This window comes from Phocaeicola faecium, assembly GCF_014837055.1.
GTDB lineage: Bacteria > Bacteroidota > Bacteroidia > Bacteroidales > Bacteroidaceae > Phocaeicola > Phocaeicola gallinarum.
Genome location: NZ_JACSPQ010000017.1, coordinates 275,020 through 301,217, shown reverse-complemented (window position 1 = coordinate 301,217; position 26,198 = coordinate 275,020). Strand labels below are relative to the sequence as shown.

At 43.0% G+C, this 26,198-nt stretch carries 25 protein-coding genes; all 25 read right to left on the bottom strand.

Features of this window, described 5'->3' with window-relative positions; genetic code table 11:
- Nucleotides 1-1,277, bottom strand: a 1,277-nt coding sequence (locus tag H9626_RS12395) for a lipopolysaccharide biosynthesis protein (RefSeq protein ID WP_191710672.1), incomplete at its 3' end; no start/stop codon positions are given.
- Between the two features lie 124 nt (nucleotides 1,278-1,401).
- A complete protein-coding gene (locus tag H9626_RS12390; RefSeq protein ID WP_225230988.1) occupies nucleotides 1,402-2,448 on the bottom strand; it encodes an EpsG family protein in 1,047 nt (348 codons plus the stop codon).
- 74 nt (nucleotides 2,449-2,522) lie between these two features.
- Nucleotides 2,523-3,524: an endonuclease/exonuclease/phosphatase family protein gene (locus tag H9626_RS12385; protein WP_191710670.1), complete on the bottom strand. Its 1,002-nt coding sequence runs from the start codon at nucleotides 3,522-3,524 to the stop codon at nucleotides 2,523-2,525.
- Nucleotides 3,511-4,233 carry a tyrosine-protein phosphatase gene (locus tag H9626_RS12380; RefSeq protein WP_191710669.1) on the bottom strand — a complete coding sequence of 241 codons (723 nt, stop codon included), beginning with the start codon at nucleotides 4,231-4,233 and terminating at the stop codon, nucleotides 3,511-3,513. Before H9626_RS12380 ends, H9626_RS12385 begins: the two co-directional genes overlap by 14 nt.
- A 6-nt stretch (nucleotides 4,234-4,239) precedes the next feature.
- Nucleotides 4,240-6,627, bottom strand: a complete 2,388-nt coding sequence (locus tag H9626_RS12375) for a GumC family protein (protein ID WP_191710668.1) — start codon at nucleotides 6,625-6,627, stop codon at nucleotides 4,240-4,242.
- Nucleotides 6,628-6,654: 27 nt separating this feature from the next.
- Nucleotides 6,655-7,467 carry a polysaccharide biosynthesis/export family protein gene (locus H9626_RS12370; protein WP_191710667.1) on the bottom strand — a complete coding sequence of 271 codons (813 nt, stop codon included), beginning with the start codon at nucleotides 7,465-7,467 and terminating at the stop codon, nucleotides 6,655-6,657.
- A 24-nt stretch (nucleotides 7,468-7,491) separates the two neighbouring features.
- Nucleotides 7,492-9,207 (bottom strand): ABC transporter ATP-binding protein, encoded by a 1,716-nt coding sequence (locus tag H9626_RS12365; RefSeq protein ID WP_191710666.1) that lies wholly within the window; start codon nucleotides 9,205-9,207, stop codon nucleotides 7,492-7,494.
- The gene (locus H9626_RS12360; protein WP_191710665.1) at nucleotides 9,204-10,319 is read right to left on the bottom strand and encodes a nucleotidyltransferase family protein; all 1,116 of its coding nucleotides are present in this window, start codon (nucleotides 10,317-10,319) and stop codon (nucleotides 9,204-9,206) included. Before H9626_RS12360 ends, H9626_RS12365 begins: the two co-directional genes overlap by 4 nt.
- Nucleotides 10,316-10,585: a PqqD family protein gene (locus tag H9626_RS12355; RefSeq protein WP_191710664.1), complete on the bottom strand. Its 270-nt coding sequence runs from the start codon at nucleotides 10,583-10,585 to the stop codon at nucleotides 10,316-10,318. The genes H9626_RS12360 and H9626_RS12355 overlap by 4 nt, the downstream gene beginning before the upstream one ends.
- A complete protein-coding gene (locus H9626_RS12350; RefSeq protein WP_191710663.1) occupies nucleotides 10,572-11,690 on the bottom strand; it encodes a radical SAM protein in 1,119 nt (372 codons plus the stop codon). The genes H9626_RS12355 and H9626_RS12350 overlap by 14 nt, the downstream gene beginning before the upstream one ends.
- 7 nt (nucleotides 11,691-11,697) lie before the next feature.
- A complete protein-coding gene (locus H9626_RS12345; protein WP_191710662.1) occupies nucleotides 11,698-12,129 on the bottom strand; it encodes a S24/S26 family peptidase in 432 nt (143 codons plus the stop codon).
- A 3-nt stretch (nucleotides 12,130-12,132) separates the two neighbouring features.
- The gene (locus tag H9626_RS12340; RefSeq protein WP_191710661.1) at nucleotides 12,133-12,420 is read right to left on the bottom strand and encodes a PqqD family protein; all 288 of its coding nucleotides are present in this window, start codon (nucleotides 12,418-12,420) and stop codon (nucleotides 12,133-12,135) included.
- The gene (locus H9626_RS12335; protein ID WP_191710660.1) at nucleotides 12,407-13,513 is read right to left on the bottom strand and encodes a radical SAM protein; all 1,107 of its coding nucleotides are present in this window, start codon (nucleotides 13,511-13,513) and stop codon (nucleotides 12,407-12,409) included. The genes H9626_RS12340 and H9626_RS12335 overlap by 14 nt, the downstream gene beginning before the upstream one ends.
- A complete protein-coding gene (locus H9626_RS12330) occupies nucleotides 13,501-14,370 on the bottom strand; it encodes a hypothetical protein (RefSeq protein ID WP_191710659.1) in 870 nt (289 codons plus the stop codon). The genes H9626_RS12335 and H9626_RS12330 overlap by 13 nt, the downstream gene beginning before the upstream one ends.
- Nucleotides 14,371-14,384: 14 nt before the next feature.
- Entirely contained in the window at nucleotides 14,385-15,008 is a 624-nt protein-coding gene (locus H9626_RS12325; protein WP_191710658.1) for a hypothetical protein, read from the bottom strand.
- Nucleotides 15,005-16,171 (bottom strand): AAA family ATPase, encoded by a 1,167-nt coding sequence (locus tag H9626_RS12320; RefSeq protein WP_191710657.1) that lies wholly within the window; start codon nucleotides 16,169-16,171, stop codon nucleotides 15,005-15,007. The genes H9626_RS12325 and H9626_RS12320 overlap by 4 nt, the downstream gene beginning before the upstream one ends.
- 407 nt (nucleotides 16,172-16,578) lie before the next feature.
- Complete coding sequence (locus H9626_RS12315; RefSeq protein ID WP_191710656.1) at nucleotides 16,579-16,968, bottom strand: hypothetical protein; 390 nt, start codon at nucleotides 16,966-16,968, stop codon at nucleotides 16,579-16,581.
- Between the two features lie 121 nt (nucleotides 16,969-17,089).
- On the bottom strand, nucleotides 17,090-17,500 hold the full coding sequence (locus H9626_RS12310; RefSeq protein WP_191710655.1) for a hypothetical protein: 411 nt from the start codon (nucleotides 17,498-17,500) through the stop codon (nucleotides 17,090-17,092).
- A gap of 424 nt (nucleotides 17,501-17,924) precedes the next feature.
- Entirely contained in the window at nucleotides 17,925-18,317 is a 393-nt protein-coding gene (locus H9626_RS12305; protein WP_191710654.1) for a hypothetical protein, read from the bottom strand.
- Between the two features lie 343 nt (nucleotides 18,318-18,660).
- Entirely contained in the window at nucleotides 18,661-19,086 is a 426-nt protein-coding gene (locus tag H9626_RS12300; RefSeq protein ID WP_225230987.1) for a hypothetical protein, read from the bottom strand.
- 256 nt (nucleotides 19,087-19,342) lie between these two features.
- Nucleotides 19,343-20,485: a DegT/DnrJ/EryC1/StrS family aminotransferase gene (locus H9626_RS12295; protein ID WP_191710677.1), complete on the bottom strand. Its 1,143-nt coding sequence runs from the start codon at nucleotides 20,483-20,485 to the stop codon at nucleotides 19,343-19,345.
- A 15-nt stretch (nucleotides 20,486-20,500) separates the two neighbouring features.
- Nucleotides 20,501-21,700 (bottom strand): OmpA family protein, encoded by a 1,200-nt coding sequence (locus H9626_RS12290; RefSeq protein WP_191710653.1) that lies wholly within the window; start codon nucleotides 21,698-21,700, stop codon nucleotides 20,501-20,503.
- Nucleotides 21,701-21,717: 17 nt separating this feature from the next.
- On the bottom strand, nucleotides 21,718-22,893 hold the full coding sequence (locus tag H9626_RS12285) for an outer membrane protein (protein ID WP_191710652.1): 1,176 nt from the start codon (nucleotides 22,891-22,893) through the stop codon (nucleotides 21,718-21,720).
- Nucleotides 22,894-22,926: 33 nt separating this feature from the next.
- Nucleotides 22,927-24,828 carry a polysaccharide biosynthesis protein gene (locus H9626_RS12280; protein ID WP_191710651.1) on the bottom strand — a complete coding sequence of 634 codons (1,902 nt, stop codon included), beginning with the start codon at nucleotides 24,826-24,828 and terminating at the stop codon, nucleotides 22,927-22,929.
- A 26-nt stretch (nucleotides 24,829-24,854) separates the two neighbouring features.
- On the bottom strand, nucleotides 24,855-25,391 hold the full coding sequence (locus H9626_RS12275) for a UpxY family transcription antiterminator (protein WP_191710650.1): 537 nt from the start codon (nucleotides 25,389-25,391) through the stop codon (nucleotides 24,855-24,857).
- Nucleotides 25,392-26,198: the final 807 nt, after the last annotated feature.

Below are 26,198 nucleotides of genomic sequence, written 5' to 3'. Positions count from 1 at the left end.
ATAATTAAAGATACTACTAAATAAGGAGTTAAGTCACAAAATAAATTTAAAAAATTATATTGTATTACCTTATTGATAAAATAGCATAATATCACAATTTCAATAAAGCGACAAATAAAAGTACCTAGAATCATATATAAAACTCCATGCTTCCATGTTACCAAAATAACTATTATTATCAATATCTTCCTAATAATAGAAATAAACAAAAATTTTCCGGATAATCCTTTAGCCAACAAAATCGACTCTAAAATAGAAATAATAGGATATAATAAACTTGCTATACAAATTAACTTAAAAAAAGGTATCGTATCATTCCATTTAGAAGAATATAAAAAGTGAAATAAGGGCTCTGCAACAACAGTCAGTGACAACATTACAAAAAATATACTCATGGAACAGACTATCAAAAAACGACGAATATTTCTCTTAAAAATTTCATCATTATCTTGCATTTGTACAAAAGCCGGAAATGAAACTTTACTAAAGACCCCAAAAAAAGTCTCACTAAATAACCCTGCTGTACTATACCCACGATTATAGAGAGCTAAAGTTGCGGGAGAATAAAATTTTCCTATAATAAAATCATAACTTTTATTAAATCCATAATCAATCATACTAGTAAGCAACAATTTCGACCCATAATTAAACAATAATCTTAACCGTTTAAAAGAAAAGCATACTGTAGGTCTCCATTCAGATATCATCCAATTAGCAACACTTGATAACAAAGTATAAACCAATCCCTGGAAGACTAAAGCCCAAACACCATAACCTGTTAATGCTAAAATAATACCTATTATAATAGATATAATTTGTACTAACAAATTCCTAATAGTTACTTTTCGATATTCAATATTCTTTTTAAAAATAATACCATGCACTTGTCCAAATGACAAAAAAATAATACCTAATGCAGATACTCTAATTATAGAAGTAAGTTTTTCTTGATTAAAAAATATGGAGCAAGTAGGAGCTATTATATAAATAATAAGATAAATAAAAAAACATATAACAATATTAAAATAAAAAACACTACAATAATCTAAATGATCTGCATCTTTCTTTTGTATTAAGGCATTTCCAAATCCTCCATCGGCCAATTGATAAGCAATTCCTGTAAAAACAGCCGTCATTGCAATTAAACCATAATCATAAGGAGATAATATTCGAGTCAATATCATAGCAGGTAAAATACCTACTATTTGTAATCCAAATCGATTTATATAATTCCAAAATATCCCCGATAAAACTTTCTGCTTTAAATTAGTTATCATTTTTCAAGTAAATATTGAAAACTATTATTATCTTTTCCAACAAGCAGTAAATTATTGATAATAACTTCCCGTTTTTATTTCTATTAATTGATATTTCATCAAAAAATCATATCCATATAAAATCTTATTTCAGGATATTAAAATAAAAAGCAAATGAATAAAATACCAATAAAGCTAAACCTAATATTTTTTCATGGTTCTGCCAAAACCGTTGCTTCATAAACGGATAAATCAATACTATCGGCATGATAAACCATGATATTTGAGCAAAACGATTACTGTATGCCGCACGGATCACCAATACCCAAAAGGCATTGGTCACTAAAAATGTATTATAAATCCACTGGTAATATTCATCTTTAAAGTTACGACGGAAAATAAAATAATATCCTACAAATACGCCCATCGCACTGTACAGAAGAAAATCCCAACGGAATGTCATACTCATTTGTACAATTTCTCCCACCATATTACTACCTGTCAGATAACCGGAAAAACGATCATCACCAAAAGAAATAAAATTGGCCAAGAAAGCCTGAATACGATTGCCTACGGCATACGATGCTCCTACACATGCTACCCAACCGACTAAATAAAGATAACTATTCTTTATAAACCATGTCAACGCTCCGGCAGCAACCATCAAATAGCACGACTTATGAATACCTGTCGCAATCAAACAAAGGATTAGCATCACAGGAATACGATTGACATACGTCATTGCAAGAATAATCAAAGAGGCTCCCATCCCATTACGAACGCCATTGACACCATACGCCCAAAAAGTAAACATACCAAGTATTACCAAGAAAGGAATATAATAGTAATCCTTAAAAATGCGCTGCATGGCCATCCAAAGACATCCTACATAAATGAATGCGCAAAACAAAAAGAAGGTATGTATATCACTGTTTTTAGCAAACCATCCCATCAAGTTATGAAACAACCACTCCCCTTCCCATTGCCACACAAACGGTTTTACAGAACGTTGTATCTCATAAAAACCTTTCGCATAATTCACTGTATCACCAAAATATCCGGAAACTGGTCTTAACCCCATATAAAGAATAAGCAGAATAGTGAATAGAATTCCCCACATAGCATTCAAGGTGGCTGTATTTTTCTGGAGACTGATACCCGTATTACACTGCCAAAAGGCGACTAATACCATAACAAGTATGGTATAGTTGAAATACATTGTATAATCGGATAGAGGTATAAAATCGAACATGTATCTTTTCTGTTTTAGTTAGATGGATAATAGATGGTAGCGCACTGGATTTTATGGTCGCTCCATGAATTACTTATCAGGTTGTAGTCTGTTACAACGGATTGCTTGGAGCAGAGCATATAATCAATCCGAAACAGGTTGCCTAACGACTGGTAGGTGTTTCCCCATCCGTAACCGGCTTCTTTGAAGCAGTCGCGCAAGCCTTGACTGACTTGTGTATATGCGAACGAAGAGGGTACGTCGTTAAAATCACCGCAAACAAGAACCGGATAGGGACTTGACTGAATGGCTTCGTGTAAAAGTTGGGCTTGCTTATTACGCTTTAATGCGTGTTTTTGCATGATTTGAATCACGCTTTTCCTTTCCATGCCGGGCGTTACACCTGTGGTTTGCAGATGTACGTTAAACAAACGTATTGTTTGTTTGCCTATGTGTATATCTGCTTGTATGATTTTGTTGTAACTTTCCGGAAAATAAAATTCTTTTAATCCGGAAACAGGCCAGCGGCTCAGGATTGCTAAATTTAAGACTTCGTCTTCTCTACTGTTTATCGCGGTATAGGGATAATCAGGAAAAGCGGCTTTGATTGTATCCCATGCCAACAGGTTGGTGTGCGGTCGTTCTTGAAAACAGAGTATGTCGGGCTTTTCTGCCAACAGTACGTTACTTGCTTTCAATAGGGTTTCTGATTTTAGTTGAAAGTCTCTTACATTCCAGCTTACGATGCGTATAGGAAACATTTCCGAATGTACTTTCCGACTTGAAATTCCGAATCCAATCGTTTCGCTAACCTGCCAACCGCTGACAAGAAAAGCTATGGCAAACAGCCATGTCCACCGACTGTGTTTATGAAATTCCCATACCGTTAAAAAGGCATTCAACAAAGTTATCGGAATAACTGCTAAAGTTACCGGAGTTAGATAGGAAGCTACAGACGCCGTGCTGTGAGGTATAATGACCAACAACACGGTAGGAAGCAACAATAACAGCAGAATGGTCTTTTTAAATATACTCATTATTGGCAATCAGTATACTCAGGGATTCAAGTTGCTCGCTGGTCAGCTTCATGGTTTCCAACATGGGCTGGTAACGCTCCAGATGATGCAAGTCGCTCCCAACGTAGGTGTACATGCCTTTTTTGAGTAGCCATTCGCTTGCAGCTTTTGCGCCCGGATTGTAATAACCGCTCAGCGACATCAGATTCAACTGAAATTCATATCCTTCTTCATGTAGCTTCTGATAGTCTTTTTTATCCATGTAAGTATAACGTTCCGGATGGGCTATCAGGGGGAAATAGCCTGCATGACGTACTTGTTCCAATATGTCATGCAGTCCGGCAGGAGGAAGCATATATGAAGTTTCTACTAACAGATGCTTCTTACCCAATTGCAAGACTCCCGTTTCTAACTTTTGCAGGAAGGCTGCGTCCATCATGTATTCTCCGGCCTGATGGAGTTTTATCGCTCCTTTATACTGTTGTTTAAACTGTTCAAAACAGGTGGTCAATCGCTCAGGTGTATTTTGCGTAAGGTCTGACATAACGTGCGGAGTCAACCATACTTGAACAATGCCCAAACGTTCAAACCAATTCAATAAATCTAAGCTGGAAGCCGTAGAAGGAGAGCCGTCATCCACTCCCGGAAGTATATGGGAGTGGATGTCGGTCATTCCTTTCAGTATGCCGGATTCCAATAATGAATGTTTTTTCTTGAAACTGAAAAACATAACTGATTAACTGCGTTTTTTCCAGAATTTAAACTTCGATCTTTTTTCTTCGTAGCCGTAACCATAGCCATAACCGTAGCCGTAGCCATAACCGTAGCCATTATTTTTAACAGACGCACCGTTCAGTATCAATGACATGTTATTTAATTGCTTGCTGCGGTACAATTTTTCCAAGTCCGGCAACATGCGTCGGTCAAATTTACCTGCACGGATAACGAATATGGTTAAATCGGCTATTCGGTTGGTGATGGCGGCATCGGCAATAATACCTACCGGCACGTTATCTACAATAATATAATCATAGCGTTTACGCAACTCGGCAATGAGCGTTTCCAGATTTTCGCTCAATAACAATTCGGCAGGGTTAGGCGCATTCGGACCGGCAGATATCACATCCAGATTCGGCGCAAACTCACTGGGCTTAATGATGTCATCTATCTTTGCATTTCCGGCGAGGTAAGTTGTCATACCACTTTCCTGATGGTGAAGATGACGACTCAATGTTCCCTTACGTATATCAAGGTCTATCAGTATTACCTTTTTCTGAGTTTGAGCAAAGCTGGCTGCCAAATTGGTACAAACAAAAGTCTTACCGGCTCCGGGACCGAACGAGCTGAAGGTAATAACCTGCATTTGTTTGTTTTTGATGTGCATGAAGTCCATGTTCGTCCGCACGATACGGAAGGCTTCCGAAACGATGTCACGCCCTTGATCGCGCACGATAATATGGTTCTTCCCACGATTCTTTGCTTCCGGTATCTCACCGAGGAACGGTACACTGACTCCGTCTTCGATATCTTTCCGCGTACGTATCTTCGTATCGAAGAACATGAGTGCTATCAATATTACAGCCGGCAATGCCAATCCCTTCATCACTCCTGCCATAATCATGTTTTTCCCGTTCGGAGAAATCGGCATATCACTTCCACCGGCAGGGTCAAGCACACGGGCATCGGTTTCAGTGGTAGCCTGACTCAAAGCATTTTCCTCACGTTTATTCAACAGATACAAATACAATTCTTCTTTGATACGTTGCTGACGCTCGATAGACAACATCTGACGTTGCTGGGTCGGAATATTTGCCACACGGCTTTCTGCTTCTCCCGCACGACTTCTGGCTTCACGCAACTTGGCATCAATTCCTACAATCACATTGTCGATATCGCGGATGATGTTTTGTCGCAATGCCATCAGTGAATTGTTCAACTCTTGTACCACCGGATTTTTATTGCTACTGTTTTTTATCAACTTATCACGTTTCAGCTTGTTTGTATTATACTGAGTGATTTGGGTTTCGATATTAACATCGGCAATACCTGTATTCGAAGGAAGCAGTCCCGTTATCTTCGAAGGGTCGGTAAGATAGCTCTTCACATAATTAGCCATTTGCTTTTGCAACTCCAATTCGGTAATCTGATTTCCATATTGCTGTTTGTCGGCTACCGACATACTGGCTGCCGATGATACATCAATCAATTCGTGCTGACGCTTATACGACTCGATTTCAGATTCCACACCACCCAATTCTTTCTCGATGATAATCAACCGGTCATTAATAAACTTCGATGTATTGATGGCTATCTGATTTTTATCTTTTACGGTTTCTTCATTATAGATCGTAATCAACGTATTCAGCACATCATCTACTCGCACCGGAGACTGATCGCGCAGGCTAAGATAAAGGATGGAAGCATCGTTTTCTGCTTGCGTAATCGATAAATTAGAACTGAAGATACTTGCCATGTTATCTACGCTCATCTTATGTACGGTGATGGTCGAGCCATACCATTTATTGGCATAATAAAGCGTAGGCGTTATCAACAACTTTCCTATCGGTGTTTGAATGGTATCGTTCAAAGTTGCATTCATTGACTGACTGTTAACCGTATTGCCTATAAAATTCGATAGCCGGACGGTTTTGTCATCAATAGGAATTACGTCTACACTGAAATCTTCATGTTCTTCCGCTTCAAGGAAAGACAGATTTACCGGAGCTTGTGTGTACAATTCGATTTCTCGCAAACCGTCCATCACAGTGTAGCAAACTTCAGCATGTAACCGGCTCACCACGTCGCGCATCAGTTTATAAGATTGAAATTGCAAAATCTCATTCGCCACGTTAGTGTAACTGTTCATCTGAAAACGGTCTAATCCGTAATTATAATTATTATGACCTGCATTTTTTATCATAACCGTTGCCGAGCTGGAGTATTGATAAGGCGTTTTGGCATATTGATACCATGCATAGCCTCCGAATACGGCTATAGACAGCACAAACCAATACCAACGGGCTAACAAATACATCAGCATATCTAACGGATTGATATTAAATCCGCTGCTGCTTTGGGTTTTATCATTGCCTGACAGGTCTTTCTGTTCGCTCATTTGTATCATAACGAGAATAAATTAAGAGTTAGTCACCTACTGTATTGCCAATACAACGATAGAAGTTATGGTTGTAATGAAAGACAATACCATACTGAACATACTGAATGTACGCTGAGCGTTGTCTCTCGCTTTGGCTGAAGAAGGTTCTACATATACGATGTCGTTTTGCTGCAAATAGTAGCTTGGAGAGTTAAAAATCTCTCTTGAACGAAGGTCATGGAACTGAATACGACGCTTGTTACCATACTCGCGAATTACGGCAACACGGTCTACACGTCCTTCATCTGTAATATCTCCGGCTTTGGCTATCGCTTCCAGCAGAGTGATTCGTTCTCCTTTGATGTCGTAAGTTCCCGGACTGCCCACTTCACCAAGCACCGTTATTTTGAAGTTCTGAAAGTTTACCGTCACAATGGGGTCTTTTATCAGATCTTCATTAATCAAACGTTGCTTAATCATTTCGGTCAACTGGTTGCGTGTCAATCCTTCTACTTTCAATTTACCGAGTACGGGAAAATCAATTTCGCCATTCACGTCTACTAAATATCCTTTGTTGGTATTGTCTGTACCCGGAGTGGCAGGCATTACCGCCGTTACGTTTCCGTCGAGCCCCACACTATAGTCACTGCTTCCGGGGATATTAAACGGCAAAGTAAGTTCGGGATTCTTACAGCTTACTGTAATACTCAAACGGTCATCACGATGAATAACGGCTTCGTATTTCTGATAAACCGGATATTCTTTCAGTTCTTCCATGTCTTGCAGATAAACTAAATTTTTTCTGCCAGCACACGAACCGAAGAAAAGAATTGCCAACAGGCAAAAGATTCGAATCATTTTGTTCATAAGTTCAATTAGCTAATTTTTTATTTATTCTGTTCGATTATCGTTTAAATTACATTCATTCAGATTAATTACCCGGTCGCAACGTTCCATCAGGCGTGGGTCGTGGGTTATAAAGATTAAGGTTTTTTCTGCGCCTTCACGCAACAAGTTATCCATCAATCGGGCGGTAGTGGCTGTATCCAATGCTGAAGAAGCCTCATCAAACAGCCAAATATTTCCCGGACGAAGCAATGCGCGGGCTATCGCCAAACGCTGTGCCTGACCTTCCGAAAGCCCGTAACCGTGTTCGCCGATGCGGGTATCTATTCCCTGTGGCAAATCGAATACGTAGTCGGCACAAGCGATACGCAGTACATGTTCTAAATCAGATGTTTGCGCTGCGGGATTTCCCAACAACAAGTTCTCGCGAATTGTACCGCTAAGAAGGGTGTTTCCTTGCGGTACGTACATGAAGTTTATCCGCATGTCTTGGTTCACGTTATAGGTAGTATTTCCCGCAGTCGTAAGAGTCAGATTTCCAGAGTCGGGCGACAGCAGTGCCAACATCAGCCGGATCATTGTTGTTTTTCCGGTTCCGGTAGGCCCGGCTACGGCAGTAGAGGTTCCGGGACGGAATTCTGCCGAAAAATTTTTCAATATCGGCTGACCTTCTTCGTAAGAGAAAGTAACTTGGTTAAACGTCAGAGCTAACGGACTATCCAAATATTTCGGATTTTCATCGGGTTCTACATCTTCAAACAATGCCATCAGACGTTCTACCGAAGTCCATCCGCGCACCAATGCAGGCGGTATGGCTATCAGTCCCAAGAACGGGCCTTGCACCTGTCCTACCAACTGAAGGAAAGCGGTCATCGTACCGAATGTTATCTGATGGGTATGTAACTGGTATATTCCCCACAAAAACGCACACAAGTAACCGCCGCCAAACACAAATCCCATCACTCCCTGCGAATAGGTGGAGAACTTGATTTGTTCCATCCCCAGATTAAACAGTTTTTCTTGGGTCTGATGGAGTTTCTGCTTACGGTAATCCGTGGCACCCAACGAACGGACCAATACGCGCTGCGAAAGGTTTTCTTCCATTACCGAGCCCATCTCGCTACTCATTTCTTTTTGTGCCTTGCTCAGCTCGCGTACTTTCCGGAAATAGATTTTCGACAAAAGTACCAGCGGCGTAGCCCCCAAAATGAACCAAGCCAGCCGAGGCTCAAGCGCCCACAAGAAAATAAACGAACCGATCAGCTGTGCCGTGGTAACGATTAAGTTAGGCAATATCCCCATGCCCATGCTCAACACTTCCGAAGCATCGCTGTTGATACGAGTCAACAAATCGCCCGTATGCCACTTTTGTCCGCTTTTCCACGAACACATCATTAAGGCATCCGACAGTGAGTTCTGCATCCGTATGCCGATGCGCATTCTGATTTTTCCGAAAATCCACGGCGAAATCAGCTTCACCGCCATACCGAAAAAGAAAAAGAAAACCACCAGTCCGGCAGCTATCCAAACGTTTCCTTCGCGTGCGCCGGTTACGATATCAATAATCCATTTCGAGAGCCATACGTTGAACAACGACATACCCACGCCAAAAATGCCCGAAAAAATGGAAAAGGTAATTAACCAATGATAGCCTGCTGTGACTTGCATCACCCAGCGCATGGCTTTCCGCCCCAAATGGTAAACGGAATGTATATTTTCTTTCGTTAATTTACGTAACAGCTTTTTTATCAACTCCCTCATTTCCCTTGAATCAATTCTTTCAGCCGGACACCCGACAATGATACCGGCCACCAAAAGGTTTCACCGGGAGCATACAGGAAAAACAGTTTTGCTTTGCGGCTGATTTGTTTTACCGTATACCATTTGTTCTTCCATTTCCCGTCGGGACGTGCCGCCTTTCGTTCATCGTAAAATCCGAAGTTGCCGCTTTCCCAAACTTCCTCCATCAATGTGTCAGGATTTTCGTCGGTAGGGAAAGGCAGATATTCTGCGGGAAGTCCGATGTATTTTACCAACAACGCATACAGCAGCTTCGACCAACGATATATGCCGAACTGGTGGCATCTTTTCTCCAATTCTTCTTTATCGAGAACCGATGCTTGCGCTTTCAGCAGAATCGCTGCATCGCAAAGTTGGCGTAACCCGATACCTTCATTTAACAGATGCTTCAATATGTGGGTAGAAACCAGCATCTGATGAGCCACAGGAGTCGGTACACATATCGGTATGCCGAAATACACCGGACGCTGCTCCGGTGCACCGGTTCCGAAAACCTGTTTCTCCCATTGCTGCAACTCTTTTTGGATGAACGGGTTATGCAGTTCTATCAATCGGGGATGTTGCTCTACATAAGTACCGTTTACAGTATACGATGAGTCGTCTGAGTTGCCCAACTCAACGCAAACTCCCGTCTGTTCGATACGCTTATTGGCTGCTTCCACCCCTTCTTTTCCGCAAAAATAAAGGTCTAAATCTCCACAAACCCGATGTAAAGGATTAGGATAATAACAACTGATAGCCAATCCTTTTATTAACTCAAACGGGATGGCGGGAGCTTGGTTAAACAGCATCTGTATACGGCAAAGCATCTGTTGCTGGTGGTGATTGATACGCTCCCACTTATCTATTTCCACCGCCCATTGGATAAGCAGCATCTTCGGGGGCTGACAACCGACAGGCAGGGTACAAATGCCATCGTATACAATTCCCTGCACCGTATGTTTACGGGAAAGCCGATACAGCAGCATCCATTCCGAAGATGTTGCCGGAAACAAGCCCTCATCCGGTGTTTGCTTATCGCCCCACAGTCCGCGCTTCAGCAAGAAAAAAAACAACTCCTGTATTCTGCTCATTCTGTCGCCAATCCCTTCCGGAGCCATTCGTTACACAATTCACGGATATCGTTTTCCGCCGTAGAACGGTCTACTTCATATTCTTCACACAATAAATTTACCAGCGTGTCTGTGGTAAACTCTTTTTCTTCGACCTGTTTCCACAGCCATGCTGCCGTTTCGTTGAGCGAAATAACCTGCGTCATGTCTGCTGCTTCGCTGTACGGATTGATAATCATATATTCTCCGCCTACCTGACGAAGTTTCAATAAATTATTTAGTTTCATATCTGTTTGATTCACGTATCAATAATTCTTTTTTAGCTTTGGCGATGTCGCACAAATAGTGCAGGTTGCCGCAGTGTGCTTTCTCGTTGGAAGCATTGGCGTAGCAAACGTCGCACACCGGCCGCAGGGCACAGCCGGCACATTCGGTATGCAGGGGCAGGTTTTTCCGTTCGTCTGTTATCTTTTTCCAAGCCTCAGCTACCGACGTTTCCGCCAGTGATACCGCCGGAACCGCCATATCCACACAGGGTGTCATTATGCCTTGCCAATTTATCCAGCACGAACTTTTCCCGGCACGGCAGGTAAGCCCTTGTCCCTCGGAGGCAGTAGGAATGTCGTGCTTCAGAAAGTTTCCCATCTCACAAGCGTACGCAGGATAATCGTCGCCTTTTTTATATTTCAGATATTCTACATCGATCTTTGCCACGTCGTCGGCAGACATCCGTATGTGGGGAATCTCCAACTGCGAGGTACAGGTCTTGCTGCAAAACACCGACATGTAGCTGCTTGTCGATACAGGGATATCCAGCGTCCGGCCTATTTCCAACAGGCGGGAAAAGTCGTTGCGGTTCTTTTTCAACAGAGTCAGGTTCAATTTAACATCAATGCCATGAGCCTTCAGTAACCGCAAGCCGTTCATACAACGATCGAAACCATTTGAAACATGACATAACGACTCATAAGTTTCATTGCTGCCGCCGTAAAGCGTAACGTTGATTCGGCGGGGCTTTTGCCGCTGAAACAGTTGTGCCCACTCTTCGGTTATCAGTGTGGCATTGGTATTCAGGGTGAGGATGAAGCCCATTTCTTTCAGCCGGAGGTATAAATCGGCAAAGCCCGGATAAAGCAAGGGTTCGCCACCCGTCAGCAACAGAAACAGCGTACCCGCCTGCCGCAACTCTTCCGCTGTATGCAGCCATTCATCTGCACTGCGTAATCCGCCGGCCTGCTTCACTTCACTTTGCTCCATCCGCACGTAGCACATGTCGCATTTCAGGTTACAGAGCGGAGTCAGTTCGAAAGAACTGGAGATGGGAATCCATGCGGCATTGGCTTTGTCTACCAACCGCCTTTCTACCGGATTTATATCGGTTAATTGATCCATTTTATCTTTATTTGGGATACATCCGAATAATAAAGCGCCTCAACGGAATGACCCGTATCCAGATTTGGGCAAAAAAGAACCACCAGAAGTCTCCCGGACGAATCCATTTGCCTTTGCGCTTTACTTGGGTTACCAGTGCGAATATCTGGTTTCTTTTTATCGGCCCTTCGATTTCGGTTTGCGCGTCGCCTATCAGATAGTAATCACCCTGCCGGATGCGGCAAATGCGGTGCATGACATACTGTCCGTCGGCCCGCTGGTAAAAAACCATATCGCCGCGCCGAAGCTCCCTGTCGGGTTTGCGGAAACAGATGCTATCCCGGTGATGAATCAGGAAGGGAGACATGCTGCTGCCTGCCACGATCAATGTGACTTCTTTACCCTCTTCCGTCAGCCCGCGAAGCATGTCAATATAGGTTCGCGTATCGATTGTCCTCATGCGTTACCACTGCTTTTCGGGATTGTTCGGCACAATCATCTGCATATAGAGCAGTTGGTTCAAAAACGCAGCCGCATCGGTGGCGGCTGTTTGTTCATCTACGTCATATTCATTTAAGATAAGCCGAACCAGCGACTGGAAATCGGGAGCTTCTTCGATGTGCTCCCAAATAAATGCTCCGACCTCGCTCAGCGTTATCATGCCGTTAAAGTCTTGCGTGGTTTCTCCTACGGGCACCAAAACGGTTTCGTCTGCAATATTCCGTACTATAAATTCTTTATTTTTTTTCATCTGTCAAAATCTTCAATGTATTCAGTTCACTTTTTGTGAAACGACATAAGTAATCCACCGTTCCGTAATGTTGCTTTTCAAGCATTGCCGAGGCATAACATACCTGACAGAGACTGCGCAACTTACATCCTTTGCAGTCGTCGTGTGGAAGCAACAAGCCACACATTCTCCCTATTTCGTTCCATGCCTGACGCACGGACAACTGTTCTAAACTGACAGCCGGATACTCCATCATCACACACGGGGTCATTACTCCCTGCCAAGTAATCCAAGCCGAACTGCTCCCTGCCCGGCAAGTCAGGCGGAACGGACGGTCATCGGGAACGACTTGTTCTAATTCTTCCAGCATTACCGGTATCGTATCGTAAAATCCGGCTCCTTTGGTATGACGCATGGCAAGTGCGTCGATTCGTCCGCCGTCTTCCGCTTCGAGGCGCGATTCGATTACGCCGATCTGTTTCCGGATGGAGCGGGAGCAGGGAAACATATAACCGTTTACCACCGAAGGAATGCCGAAACGGTCTCCTATGGCTAATATCTCTTCAAAGTCATGCAGGTTTTCTTTTACGATGCTTACGTTCAGCTTTGTATCGATACCGCTTTTTGTCAACAGCGTAAGTCCGTTCATGCAGCGGTCGAAGCCATCGGCACGATGACAGAGCGTTTCGTAAGTTTCCCGGCTGGCTCCGTAAAGGGTTACGTTGACACGCCGCGGGCGGTTCTCTTGAAATAGTTGAACAACTTCTTCGTCAATACACGTTCCGTTGGTGTTCAGCGTCAGGATAAATCCCATCTCGCGCAGCGAGCGGTACAGTTCCTTGAAATGCGGGTAGAGCAACGGCTCGCCTCCGGTAAGCAGGATAAACAGTGTCCCCATTTCTTTCAGTTCGGCTGCTATCCGGAGCCAGAAATCCAAGTCTTTCAATCCGCCGTGTGCCTTCATCTCGGCGTGCTTCATGCTGATGAAACACATGTCGCACTGCAAGTTACAACAGGGGGTAAGTTCGAAAGATGCAGTAATAGGTACACGCGCCATCGTAGCCTTCGCTACCAAACGTTTCTCTACTTTGGTTGCGTCGTCTAACAAATCCATCGCTTTTCCTTCAATTTATTATATAAGGTGACAACTGCCTCGCTGCTGATGTTGCAGGCATACGTGGCACATCCCGTCCGCTGCAAAAGGCTTTCGATGAAATTCATCGCATCGTCGGTGTACTGATTGTTCCAGTAATTCACCGTAATCTGTGCCAGCAGTTGTTTGAAGTTTCGCATCGGTTTTTCTTCGATGAACTGGTTAATCATGGACTGCTGCAACAGAATGATTGCCGCCACTTCGCGTCTTTCGTTTTGGCAGATACCGCTTGAACCGCATACGGGCCAACCGTTGGCAAACAGCCGACCGTCGTCCATCGTAAGCAGGCATTTGTCTCCGTTCAGCACACAGGTACGGTCGGGATATTCGTTGCACCATAAGCCGGAGTGTGTGGATTTTCCGATGCCGCTCGGACCGCTGAACAAAATAGCTTTTCCGTCGAAGCTCATGTAAGCGCAATGCAGGATAAACGCCCCGCGCCGCTCCTCATGGCGTTCGAGCGCCAACAGGGAGATAAATATCGTATCAATTTTCAGATGATTAAGATAAGCCCCGTTGACATATATATTAATTTCTTTTTCACTGATTTCTTCGTAATACGCATAACAATCACGGCTGTCGGGCATATAAAGCAACCGTGCCTCCAAGCCGTCGGGCTTTCCGAACACCATGATGTCTTTTGCGCGGTAAATAACCGGAGATGAAATAACCGGAGGATTTTCGCCGATACGAATCGTATAGGTCAAATCGGCTTCTCCCTGAAAGTCGGAACGGAACAACAGCGTGTTGTCCGGTATCTGCTCGGCATCCACTCCGTTTAACTGAATGTTTAGTTTGCCGATGGTTAGTTTTAGCATTTGTGTATGAATGATTATATTTTTTTGACGCGGTCTATCATCCGCGACAAGCTGTCAGAGTGCTGACGGGCATTGTCTATGTCCCATTTTTCCCGAATAAACGGAAGCATGGCAGTATTGTATTCTTTTCCTTTACAGCCTTTTCCGGTTGCCGCCACTTGGCTGCGGATTTCTTCTTTTGCCGAATGAGGTGCTATACTGTGAGTCAGATAATAAGACGACTTCAGCGGGCAGGAAACTTCCATCAAGGGCTTCATGCCACCCTGTTTTTGTAAACACGCCTGAGGTACATCGGTTACCGGAACTCCTATATAGTCGGCAAAGTTCACACGGTCTGCCATCAACCATGCTTCCGCCTCATCTACTGCTACATTTATCAGGAAGTTCGGATGTTGAACCAATCCGTTCAGCAGATTGCGTTTCGTACACGGGGCGCAATCGTCCGTATCCAAATCAGTCAGCAAGATAACCGGCTGACTGGCTGCCAATTTATTAAAGGATTCTATTTTGTTTTTTATTTCACTCCCGCGAGCCGGCAATTCCTGAATCACATAGAAATCCGGCGAACAGTATTTCAACAACCTGTAAATTATCTCACGTGTTACGGGGTCTTCGCCTGCGATATATACGTTTTTCATTCAGCAGCCAGATTTATTGTCCCCAACTCATCTATTCCGTCAGGCTTGGTACGCGGAATCAAGGCATCGGCCACGGAGAATCCTGCTCCTAACACGTTGCAAATATCTTCCTCATTTGAAATGTTCGTTACCTGCGTTCCCTCATCGGTTGCGGTCAGCAGCAACACTTCATTTTCATCGATTCCCGCGTCCGACAGGATATCGTAACTATGCGTGGTTATCAATACTTGTCTGTTTTTATAACGCTGCATACGGGCGATAAATTCGGGTATGTGTGCCACTATCCCCGGATGAAGATTTATTTCCGGCTCTTCAAGAAGCACTACGCCGTTGCCGTCGAGCAAAGCAAACAGAAAACCTATCAGGCGAAGGGTTCCGTCGGAGAACTGGGTTTCACGCTGCTTGCTTCCTTGCGCCCGCCAATGCAGGTAACGAGCCTCCAAATGAGGCATATTGTTTTCGTCTTTTGCGAACGATAGTTCACTCAACTGCGGAACTGCCAACCGTACTACCTCGTTTATTTTCTTTAAATATGAATTCCGTGTCGCCTCATTCAGCACCGACAACCGGGCAAGAAAACCACGTCCGTAATAATCGTCTTTGCCGCCTTGCCTGCCGTCCGACTCGCGAATCAGTTGCGGAATGATATTCAAATATTCTACTTGCAGGAAGAAGTCTTTCACTTCTCGGAATTTCTGATTGGCGTTGGCTTGTTCCAGATGCGTATATTTCAGTGTTTCTTCATCTTCGCCTTCCGACTCTGCCGAACGGTTAAGAACATAGCCGCCTGCCTCGGCAGAATAGACCTGTTCGGTCACGATGCTTACCTGACTTTTGCGGATGCCGCCTCCCGTATGTCTGAACCCCAACACATACTTCCATTTAACCTCTCCGCTTACCGATTCTTTCAGCTCTACCCCGATTTCTACATCCGTCCGCTTACGTGCAGACAAACATCTGATTCGGGTTATCCCGCCTCGGTCATCTACGGCGGTTTGCAGTCCTCCTCCTTGCTTCACCACATCGTGTAAAAAACGAATGGCATCGAGCAGGTTTGATTTCCCCGTAGCATTTGCACCTACGATAAAGCAACGGTCGGCAAGGTGAGCTTCACAGTGCTGAAAGTTCTTCCAGTTATATAGTGTTATAGTCGAAATAAGCATATATCATTCCTTTTCTACAAAGATAGGAAATATTCTTCAGATTCAAATATTCGCCAATAAAAGAACTTATATCAGTAACATTGATACAGCTGAGTTAAATTTTAAAGCGCCTATAAACATCTGTATTTGCCTTGTAGGGGCGTATGGCATACGCCCTGAATGCGCGAGTTTATCCACGTGGCTGTTTTCGGGCGTATGCCATACGCCCCTACATTGACAAATAACAGGTATTCAAAACTTTACTTCATCTTCTTCCGCCCCGAAAAATTCTATTCGATAAACGGATAAGTCTTCCGAATAGAATCGGGTAACTTATCCGCATGAATTTCTTAACACTAACGGTAGCGTTTTTCGGGATATATAAACAGAGAATTAAAAAACAGATTCTTGCTTTGCTATTTTATATTTCAGGAAGCATTAGAAGTGGATTGATCACGATAGGCATGTCCATAATGAGTCCAAACTCTACCATCGCCGTTTTTTGCATACGTTCTCCATATAACCTGATTTCCATTTCTCTGAATATTTTCCCACGTAAAAGGATTAGGAGAGGTAACATCACATCGTAACCAGCCTTGATCAACACTATTCTCCCACATAGAAAGATTTCCATTGCTATTTTCTCGTATAGCTTGATGATCTGCTGTACCACAACCCTTTAAAGTATGTTCACAACGGCTATCAAACTTATCATCTCCCATTGCTTCACATGCTATTTTAAAACATATCGCGCAATACGCGCTCGGAACAAACGTTTCACTTTCCAAACTTGGTTTTACATACGCTTTCTTTTCCATATTCTTGCTTTTTATTCATCAGCACGTTAATGGAATAAGAAGGTTTACGTTTGTGTTTCTCTTGTTGAATTTTGATAATTCGGCTTCGCTTACTCGAAGTGAAGCCGAATGTTTTTTAGTTTTATGATTTTGCTGTTTCCCAAGAATCTTGGTCAAGGTTAGTGGTACAGTGAGTATTATTACCATAAGGACCTCTCCAAACAATTACATCTGTAATTTGCTCTTCATAATGTCCGAAAGGCCAAAAACCAACATACTCTTCGGTAACATAATACCCCTTTAAGAAAGGATCGTCACTATCTGCTTCATGAGTAGTTCCACAAGCATGATAACCACTTAAATATTGATCACTGTTTTTTTGCAAACCGGGTCGCCCATTTGTTTCCAAATAAACAGTACCACTTTTGCCACCTCCGGCATCACATGTAAACTTATAAGTAGTACCACTATCTCCGCACGCAGCTACATAGGTATTGGGAACAAACGCTTCACTTTCCAAACTTGGTTTCACATACGCTCTTTTCTTTTCCATATCCTAAATAATTTTCGTACGCTCGCTTTATGAGTGCCTTAGGCTCTTATCCGCGTTGACGGTCTGAAATAATTATTTAGAAAGGATGTACTTTTTTTGATTGGCTTGAAAGTCCGGATAGAACTTTTCTCACAAAGTTCTTCTTTTCCTTCATGTTACAACTATTTGTGATTAGCTAATCATGCCGATGTACATCTCTAAAAGTTATATCAGCTTGATAAACCGTTAAGTTCTATCCGAACTTTGCAAGGCTCCATTCGGACAGAACTTACGTTTTATCAAAATTCTCGTCAATAAAGACTCAAACGTAAAGTTCTTATAAAATTAACGTACTAAATGGTTAATAATTTTAAGTTGATTTCTCGTTTTTATCTTTACTGACTTATGTGAAACTCTATTTTTGTTTGCTTGGGAAAGTTAAGATTTAGCTATGGTTCTTTTCATGCTCCCATTCTGCATCTTCTACTTTTGAAAAATGTTCAGGACTGGTAAACCATCCTCCAGTCCATTGCTCCCAAAAAAATACAGGATAATATTTACCACTCCTAGATTCCTGCCACATAGCGTTAGCCTTAGGTTCAGTATTAACACCTTCGTGCCAAGTACCACATCCACTACCACTTGCTATATACTCATCTCCTTCCTCTCTCCAACTACCACGTTGATATCCCGGTATGCCATTAGTTTCATAATATCCAATACCGTCAGGAACATTACATTTTACTCTCCATGTAGAAAGGATTTCACAAGCAGCAATGTAAGTATTTGGGAGAAACATTTCACTTTCCATGCTCGGCTTTACATACGCTTTTTTCATGTTCTATATCTCCTTTTGAAAGTTTGTCTAAACCCCGAAAAAGAGTTATAATCGCATCTATCGGATAGAGTGGAGCAAAGTTCGCGAAGAACTTATACTCGCATTCTATCAAGATAGAGTTGATTATTAGAACATTATACTTTACAGTATTTTATTCGTATATAAAGTTTCCAAGAACGTATAGAGTCTCTTTGTCAGTAAAGAAAGCCCAAGTTCTTCGCGAACTTAGACGATTAAACATTAATAAATTCGATTTCTCTGTTTTTGTTATTTCTGTTTAATCTTTCTTTGGTTCGGAACATGAAAAGTGAATAGAAAGTTTTGATTTACAAGGCTGAATTAATTAGGACTTAGCAGTTTCCCAAGTATTTTTGTCAAGCTTAGTGGTACAGTGAATGTCATCCCCATGTTCACCACGCCAAATAACAACTCGTTGGGCATTACGTGTATTACCATTCGGACAATAATAACCATTCAAAAAATCATCCGTAGATGAAGCTATATGACCTTCATTACAAGCATAAAAATAACTCCAACTCCAATCAGTTAATTCACGGTCTGCACGATATCCCCATCCTCCTCTTGTTTGAAGTCCATCCCGACCATTAGTTTCTTGATAAACACTGCCAGGAGTTCCTCCTCCAGCATCACAAGTAAAAATATAATCAGTACCACTATCTCCACAAGCAGCTATATAGGCTTGAGGCACGAATGCTTCACTTTCCATTATAGGTTTTACATACGCTTTTTTCATTATTTTTATCTCCATTATCTTAATCTAAATCCCGTGAGAATTTAGTTCAGAATTGCGCCTTGATTTATTCGCAAACAGTTCCGAGGGAACTTAGTTAGCGAATGCGTCTTACAGCTTAAATGGAGAGGGTAACAGATTTACTTTCTGTTACTTATCCACAATAAATAATCACTTAATAAAACCTGATTATCAAAACTTTTCTTGTTCCGAAAGCTCCGTGTGAACTTAAAAGTTCCCTCGGAACTTAGAAGGATTAAACATTAATAATTTATCAATTTTTTATTATTTCCACGATTTTATCCACATCATCGTCGGTTACCAACGGGCCTGACGGGAGGCAAAGACCTTGCCGGAATCGTGATTCCGATACCCCGTTTACGTAGGCGGGAGCATTGCGGAACACGGGTTGCAAGTGCATGGGCTTCCATAGCGGACGGCTTTCGATTCCCGCCTCGGCGAGACGTGCCGAAAGATCTTGATACGTAAAGCCTGCCTGTTCCGGTTCTACCAAGATGGTACTCAACCAATAATTAGGACATAAATCTACCGTAGACCGTGGTTGCATCACCGTTATGCCCGGTGTGTTTTTTAACTTTTCCACGTAAAGACCGTGTATCGCACGCCGACGGGCGATGTGTTCGTCGAGTACAAACATCTGTCCGCGTCCGATGCCAGCCGATATATTACTCAGTCGGTAATTATAACCGATTTTCTCGTGCTGGTAGTAGGGGAAGGCTTCGCGAGCCTGTGTAGCGTAAAACTTTACGCGGGCTGCCGATGCTTCGTCGGGGCAAATCAAGGCACCGCCACCGCTGGTGGTTATCATCTTGTTGCCGTTAAACGAAAGTGCGCCATACTGCCCGAACGTGCCGCAATAGCGTCCGCCGTATTCCGAGCCGATTGCCTCGGCAGCATCTTCTACCACGGGGATTCCGTAGCGGTTGGCAACGTCCATCACTTCGTTCATGCGGGCGGGCGTACCGTACAGATGAACGGGGATAATGGCTTTCGGCAACTTCCCTGTTTTGCGCAAACGATCCTCAATCGCTGTTTCCAGCAACTGAGGGTCTATATTCCACGTATCCGGTTCGCTGTCGACGAAAACAGGCGTGGCGCCCTGATAGCAGACCGGGTTGGCAGAAGCCGCAAAAGTAAAGCTCTGACAGATCACTTCATCGCCGGGCCCTACGCCCAACATGACCAAAGCCAGATGAATGGCAGCTGTTCCCGAACTCAAAGCCACGACATGAACCTCACGCCCCGCTTTCTTTCCGATCCATGCTTCAAGGTCGCGCTCAAATCCATCTACGTTCGGCCCCAACGGAACTACCCAGTTGGAGTCAAACGCTTCGCGGATAAACTCTTCCTCTTTGCCGCTCATGTGAGCCAATGACAAAAGGATACGCTTCATGATTAAGAATACTATTTATTACTTGTTACGCGGTTCGGTGATGAATACTACAACACGGTTCCATTCGTTCTTCTTCTGGTACGGCTGGATGGTATCACCCTTATAGTCTACACGGATACGAGACGGATCAACGTTGAATTCATCAACCATCATGTTATAAACAGCTTCGGCACGACGTTTAGACAAACGCAAGTTGTATGCCGGGTAAGCAGTCTGAACATCGGCATAACCGGTGATAATCAAGTTCACATCCGGATGGTCTTCCAGATATTTAGCAGCTGCCTTCACGTTGTCTTTCTGCAAGTCGGTGATGTTATACTTATCGATGATGAACGATACAGTCATGTTAAGCACTTTGTTTTCTACCACCTTTTCTTCTACCTTCGTTACAGGAGGAGGCGGAACGAGCTGTGCACGCTGGTCGTTAATCTGACGGTTCAACTCATCAATCTTAGCTTGGTCGGTCATCGTTACGTAATGGAAACGACGGTCGCCATACTGATCTTTGAAGTGCCAAGTCATACCGGCTACGATATACATATAACCATCGTACTTACGGTCATAACGCACACCGTTATAAGCATCGTCGGTAGCGTTATAAGTAGCTTCGAGGTTCAGGTCGATAGCGTTGTTCAGCTTGTAGTTCAACATCAAACCGGCGTGAATAGCCAAGTAAGTACCGCCGTCGGTATCTATTTCATAACCCGTGTTAGTCCAGTCAGCCGAGTTATCAGAAAAGCCGAAAGCAGAGTTGAAACCAATACCGAGCACACCGATTACATTAAAGCGTGAATCTTCACGGTAACGGCTGAAGATGTTATTGAAGTTAAACAAACCATCGAAGAATACCGAAGTCATACCATGTTTGTAAACAGGGTCAAGGTTAGGATATGCAGCTTCCATTTCAGTATTCACCATGTGGTGCTGCTGGAGGATAGCCCAACGCAAACGCGCGCCGACAGCCGGTGAGAACCATTTACCTACTGAAAGTCCGAAACTCGGTCCAAACATCTTACCCTTGTTAAAACGAGTATTTTCGCCAAATGAGAAGTTCGTACCGGCATATACACCGAAGAACCAGTTATCTTTTGCCTTATAAGGCTTTAATACAGTAACAGAGTCTGCCTTAATCGATGCTATGTCTACTTTCTTCTCCGCCTGAGCAAATGAAGGCAAAGCAAGCGCAGCAGCCAAACCCAATATAATTAGTTTTTTCATCTTATTAGCTTATAAAATTATTTGACAATATAAACAACTACGCAGTTCTTTGACGGGTCAAGCGAATCAACCAGTTTTCTGTCTTGCTCGATGAAGATATGTCCTGCCGGGATGTTGTATTCATTCATCAAAGCATCGCGAACGGCATTAGCACGTCCGTTAAACAAATCGGTATCCGTAATGTTAGATGCCGGAGTAATGTACAAATCACCGTTTTCAATCTTCTTGATAGCTTCGGCTGCCGTATAAACGTTGACTTCCTGCAAGCGGTTAATCTTGGTTGAATTTGCGTCGAACGAAATCAAGACAGTTGTCTGATTACTCTTCACTACTTTTTCTACCACGTTTACAGCCGGTGCTTTCTTCATTGCTTCAACCTCTCTGCGCAGACGGTTGATTTCGTCGTTCAAGATAGCGTATTTTTCCTCGTTACGGCGTGCGTATGTAAACTGACGTGTTCCGTCATGATTCTTGAAACGGTAAACAAGACCGGCCAAGAAGTTGAGGTGCATGTCCCATTTATTATCATACACTTGTCCGTCATACGAGTCGTCTAACATGTTGATAGAGGCTTCGAGGTTGAACGCCAACGCCTTGTTCAAACGGAAAGAAGCCAGCAAACCGGTACGGAAACCTAACAGGTTATTCTTTTCCGTCGTGATATTTGTTCCTTTCACATTAAAACTTTCAACGTGTTCAACGCCGATACCGGCCAAAGCCATCAACTGGAACTTACGGTTTTCCTTGTAACCGCCAAACAAGTTGTGCAAGTTAAACAAAGCATCACCATATCCGTTAATGATATTCCAGTGGTAGTAGTTGTCTCCTACATACTGCGGATTAGTATGTCCGGCGCCTCTACCCCACATACCCATCAAACGGAAACCACCCCACGGTGAAATCCATTTACCAACAGACAAGCCGGCAGCAGGTTGAAACATCTTTCCGGCTTTAGCACTTCCCCCGTTGTCTACCAAGTTATAAAACGTTCCCACGTTTACCGTAATGAACCAGTTGTCCCAGAATTTGGTCGGGTTCAAAACAGGCTTGTTATCCACTAAGGAATCTTCCCATAACACGAGGTTTGGGTTTTCATCCACCGGGACTCCTTCTGTTACCTCTTGAGCTGCCCCTCCTACGAAACAAAGAAAAGGCATCATCAATGCGAGATAAACTCTCTTTTTCATTTTCATGATAAATACAGTTTAAAATTAAACATATATGGATTAAATCGTATCTAATTTTTCGTAAACCGAGTGCTGGCTGACGTAGTCGGGCGCTATCGTTTTCATCATACGCACGGTTTCCTCCTTGTTGTCGGTACAAGCTATTTCAATGAGCTTACCGATGCGCTCTTTCATCTTGTCGTAATCTACCTCAATACTCTTTGCCCGGAATATTTTCGAATTGTCGGTAGATGTCGTATCCTCTTTCTTATACAGCAGTTCTTCGTATAATTTTTCTCCCGGACGCAATCCGGTATATTCTATTTTAATATCCTCATCGGGATGTAAGCCCGAAAGCCGAATCATCTGGCGAGCAAGGTCGGCTATCTTCACCGGCTTACCCATGTCGAAAATAAAAATGTCGTTTCCTGTACCCAAGAAAGCAGCTTCGAGCACCAATCTACATGCTTCGGGAATGGTCATGAAATAGCGGATTATGTCGGGATGGGTTACCGTAACCGGACCGCCCTCCAATATCTGTTGGCGGAACAATGGAATTACACTGCCGTTACTGCCCAGCACATTTCCGAAACGAGTGGTAATAAAGCAAGTTTTACCTTTAAGCCCGCCCGATTTGATTTTATTTCCCAAACTCTGCACATACATCTCCGCAATGTGTTTGGTAGCCCCCATTACACTACTGGGATGAACCGCCTTGTCGGTAGAAATCATAATAAACTTCTCCACTCCGCAATCAACAGCAACATCTGCCACATTCTGCGTGCCTAAAACATTAGCCCTCACCGCTTCACAAGGATATTCCTCCATCAAAGGCACGTGCTTGTAAGCAGCGGCATGGAAAATAATATCGGGACGATACTGTTTCACCTGCGACTCTACCCGCTGCTTGTTTCTGACATCACCGATAACAGAAAGAATCCGATTATTCGGGAACTTCTTTCGTAACTCCATATCAATCTGATAAGTAGCCGTCTCCGAAAAATCGAACAAAATCAACTGTTTGGGATTGAATTTACACAGTTGCCGGCAAAGCTCGCTACCGATACTTCCGGCAGCTCCCGTAACCATAATCGTACGGGTAGACAACTCTTTGCGGATATTGCTTAAATTGATTTTTATTTCATCACGTCCTAATAAATCTTCAATTTGCACCTCGCGCAACTGAATACGCTTCGACAACCCGTCTTCGCCTTCCATCAGCGGAGCGATGCGCAGGGTAATCTGTTTCTCGATGCTGTACGACAGCAAGTCTTCGTCGACATGAAGGTCGGCATTGTTCGTAAACAGGATATACTTTATATGGTTCGTTTCGAGCAAATGACTCAACTCTTCCTGTTTCCGGATGTAATAAACCGAACACCCCAAGATGCGCGAACCTTTCATCTGCTTGTCCCGCGTAATAAACCCGATGACATGGTAAGCATTTTCTTTATCGTTCCGCAAGTAATTAGCTAGACTGATAGCCGCCTCCGAAGTGCCATAAACCAATGTGTTAGGAGCCGTATTGCCTATTTTCCGTAACAGATTATAATAGAAGCTGACAATCAGCGTGCGGCTGAACATCAGCAAAAAGACCGAACAAATAAAATCAGCTATAACCTGCGAATAAATAAATAGCCCCACATATTCTTGCGTGCCATAAGCCACACATAACCAAAAGCCCGCCTTCAGCAGCATCGCGTAAACGATCCGCATCAGTTCGGCAAGCGTGGCATGGCGTATAATGCCTCTATACGTCTGACACATCCACGTAAGCAAGAAACTGACCACTATCGCCAACAACAATAACTGCAACGATTGGCGGGTAGCGATTTCAAGTTCCAGCAAATAGTGGAAAAACAAAAAACAAAAATAAGTAGAGAATACGGATAGCAGGCTATCCACAATCCAAATTACATAACGGCTGAGAAAGCCGATATGTGTAGTCTTCAAACCCAACATGCCAGATTATTCTATGAATTTATACGTTATTCAGATATGACTTCTATCAAATCGGGAGAGATGGTCGCCAATGCAACGGCAATCACGCCCTGAATGGCGATAACCACACGCTTGTCTCGCGCACCTTTCACTTTCAGAAAGATTCCTTCCTGTCCTTCGAAATCACCACCGCGAACCCGCACTTTTGTACCTTTCGACAAATTAAGTTCTTCAGGTTTGAAAAACATCAGCTGTTCGTCATACGTACCCGTAACAGCAATAAACCGACGCATTTGTTCTTCCGGCACAATAATTTTGTTTCCTTCGCGAAAATCCATCATATATTGGAGGTATGGAATTGTTTTTTTTACGCTCTGAATTTCAGACGGATACGCATAAACAAAAATTAAATTGTGAATTACCGGAACAATTTCGCGTTTTTTGTGTTTTCCTTTTATACGGAGCTCGTAACGCATGGGAACAAAGGCTTGGATGGACTGTTCTTCCAAAAGTTTTTTGGCATCCAACTCCCTTCGGTAAGTGGCACGCATGGCGTACCACACTTTTCCCTCCAGTTTGCTCATAGAAAAAGTAGATACAGATTTAAGAAAAGGGCATACCTCTGGGGCTTTGAAATATAAGTATGTCCCTATATTTCAATCAATTACGATTAATTTATCTTTAATAGACATTTGTTGAGAGAATTATTTTAATATGCTTATTTCTCCTTACCGTATAAGATATCTATTAAACAACTACGGTGCAAATATAATAATTATTTATAAACTAAATGATAAAATCTATATTTTTTTGAGAGGGGATATACAGAAGTTTACGAAAATACAAATAAAAGTATAACAAAAACACATATATACAAAGCAAAATGATAGGAAATAAACTAAAATTCAATCAAAAACACAATATAGTCGAACATACGGCAATACAAAGTCGACCATCAGGATTCATGCCTTGAAACTAAAATATTAAAGCAAAATTTGAGGGGAAAATACCTGTTTCCAACCTTCATCGGCGAAAAACGGCAACAAGATTTTCCTGTAAACTTATTTCATACTTGCCGAATGTTTGCCTCATGCCCCGAACAGACAGGCTATTGTTTCATTTAAAACTTATTGGGTCTGTTTTTCGGTTTTTATCAAAAGAATTTCAGGTTTGTACGAAACAATATTTATAACCCACCCTGCCGGGTCGTATAACCCAGCTTGGTGGGTTATATAACTCACCGTGGCGGGTTATACAACCCGGCAAGGTGGGTCATAAAACATAAGCCCGAAAAAAACGAATAGAAAACCGATAAAGCAGTTTTGTCATCCCGCGCTTTCACTGTCTTTCGGCGCACCAACCTCCCCGCCCTGATTTCCGCCCACATACAT

Bases quoted from the DNA above. Each gene is read 5' to 3' on its own strand.
- H9626_RS12375 (WP_191710668.1), bottom strand. From the start codon at position 6,627: ATGATACAAATGAGCGAACAGAAAGACCTGTCAGGCAATGATAAAACC.
- H9626_RS12275 (WP_191710650.1), bottom strand. From the start codon at position 25,391: ATGAGCAAACTGGAGGGAAAAGTGTGGTACGCCATGCGTGCCACTTAC.
- H9626_RS12290 (WP_191710653.1), bottom strand. From the start codon at position 21,700: ATGAAAAAACTAATTATATTGGGTTTGGCTGCTGCGCTTGCTTTGCCT.
- H9626_RS12360 (WP_191710665.1), bottom strand. From the start codon at position 10,319: ATGAGCAGAATACAGGAGTTGTTTTTTTTCTTGCTGAAGCGCGGACTG.
- H9626_RS12350 (WP_191710663.1), bottom strand. From the start codon at position 11,690: ATGGATCAATTAACCGATATAAATCCGGTAGAAAGGCGGTTGGTAGAC.
- H9626_RS12365 (WP_191710666.1), bottom strand. From the start codon at position 9,207: ATGAGGGAGTTGATAAAAAAGCTGTTACGTAAATTAACGAAAGAAAAT.
- H9626_RS12370 (WP_191710667.1), bottom strand. From the start codon at position 7,467: ATGAACAAAATGATTCGAATCTTTTGCCTGTTGGCAATTCTTTTCTTC.
- H9626_RS12345 (WP_191710662.1), bottom strand. From the start codon at position 12,129: ATGAGGACAATCGATACGCGAACCTATATTGACATGCTTCGCGGGCTG.
- H9626_RS12325 (WP_191710658.1), bottom strand. From the start codon at position 15,008: ATGAAAAACGTATATATCGCAGGCGAAGACCCCGTAACACGTGAGATA.
- H9626_RS12335 (WP_191710660.1), bottom strand. From the start codon at position 13,513: ATGGATTTGTTAGACGACGCAACCAAAGTAGAGAAACGTTTGGTAGCG.
- H9626_RS12355 (WP_191710664.1), bottom strand. From the start codon at position 10,585: ATGAAACTAAATAATTTATTGAAACTTCGTCAGGTAGGCGGAGAATAT.
- H9626_RS12310 (WP_191710655.1), bottom strand. From the start codon at position 17,500: ATGGAAAAGAAAAGAGCGTATGTGAAACCAAGTTTGGAAAGTGAAGCG.
- H9626_RS12285 (WP_191710652.1), bottom strand. From the start codon at position 22,893: ATGAAAATGAAAAAGAGAGTTTATCTCGCATTGATGATGCCTTTTCTT.
- H9626_RS12305 (WP_191710654.1), bottom strand. From the start codon at position 18,317: ATGAAAAAAGCGTATGTAAAGCCGAGCATGGAAAGTGAAATGTTTCTC.
- H9626_RS12280 (WP_191710651.1), bottom strand. From the start codon at position 24,828: ATGTTGGGTTTGAAGACTACACATATCGGCTTTCTCAGCCGTTATGTA.
- H9626_RS12330 (WP_191710659.1), bottom strand. From the start codon at position 14,370: ATGCTAAAACTAACCATCGGCAAACTAAACATTCAGTTAAACGGAGTG.
- H9626_RS12380 (WP_191710669.1), bottom strand. From the start codon at position 4,233: ATGTTTTTCAGTTTCAAGAAAAAACATTCATTATTGGAATCCGGCATA.
- H9626_RS12390 (WP_225230988.1), bottom strand. From the start codon at position 2,448: ATGGTATTAGTCGCCTTTTGGCAGTGTAATACGGGTATCAGTCTCCAG.
- H9626_RS12320 (WP_191710657.1), bottom strand. From the start codon at position 16,171: ATGCTTATTTCGACTATAACACTATATAACTGGAAGAACTTTCAGCAC.
- H9626_RS12300 (WP_225230987.1), bottom strand. From the start codon at position 19,086: ATGGAGATAAAAATAATGAAAAAAGCGTATGTAAAACCTATAATGGAA.
- H9626_RS12385 (WP_191710670.1), bottom strand. From the start codon at position 3,524: ATGAGTATATTTAAAAAGACCATTCTGCTGTTATTGTTGCTTCCTACC.
- H9626_RS12315 (WP_191710656.1), bottom strand. From the start codon at position 16,968: ATGGAAAAGAAAGCGTATGTAAAACCAAGTTTGGAAAGTGAAACGTTT.
- H9626_RS12340 (WP_191710661.1), bottom strand. From the start codon at position 12,420: ATGAAAAAAAATAAAGAATTTATAGTACGGAATATTGCAGACGAAACC.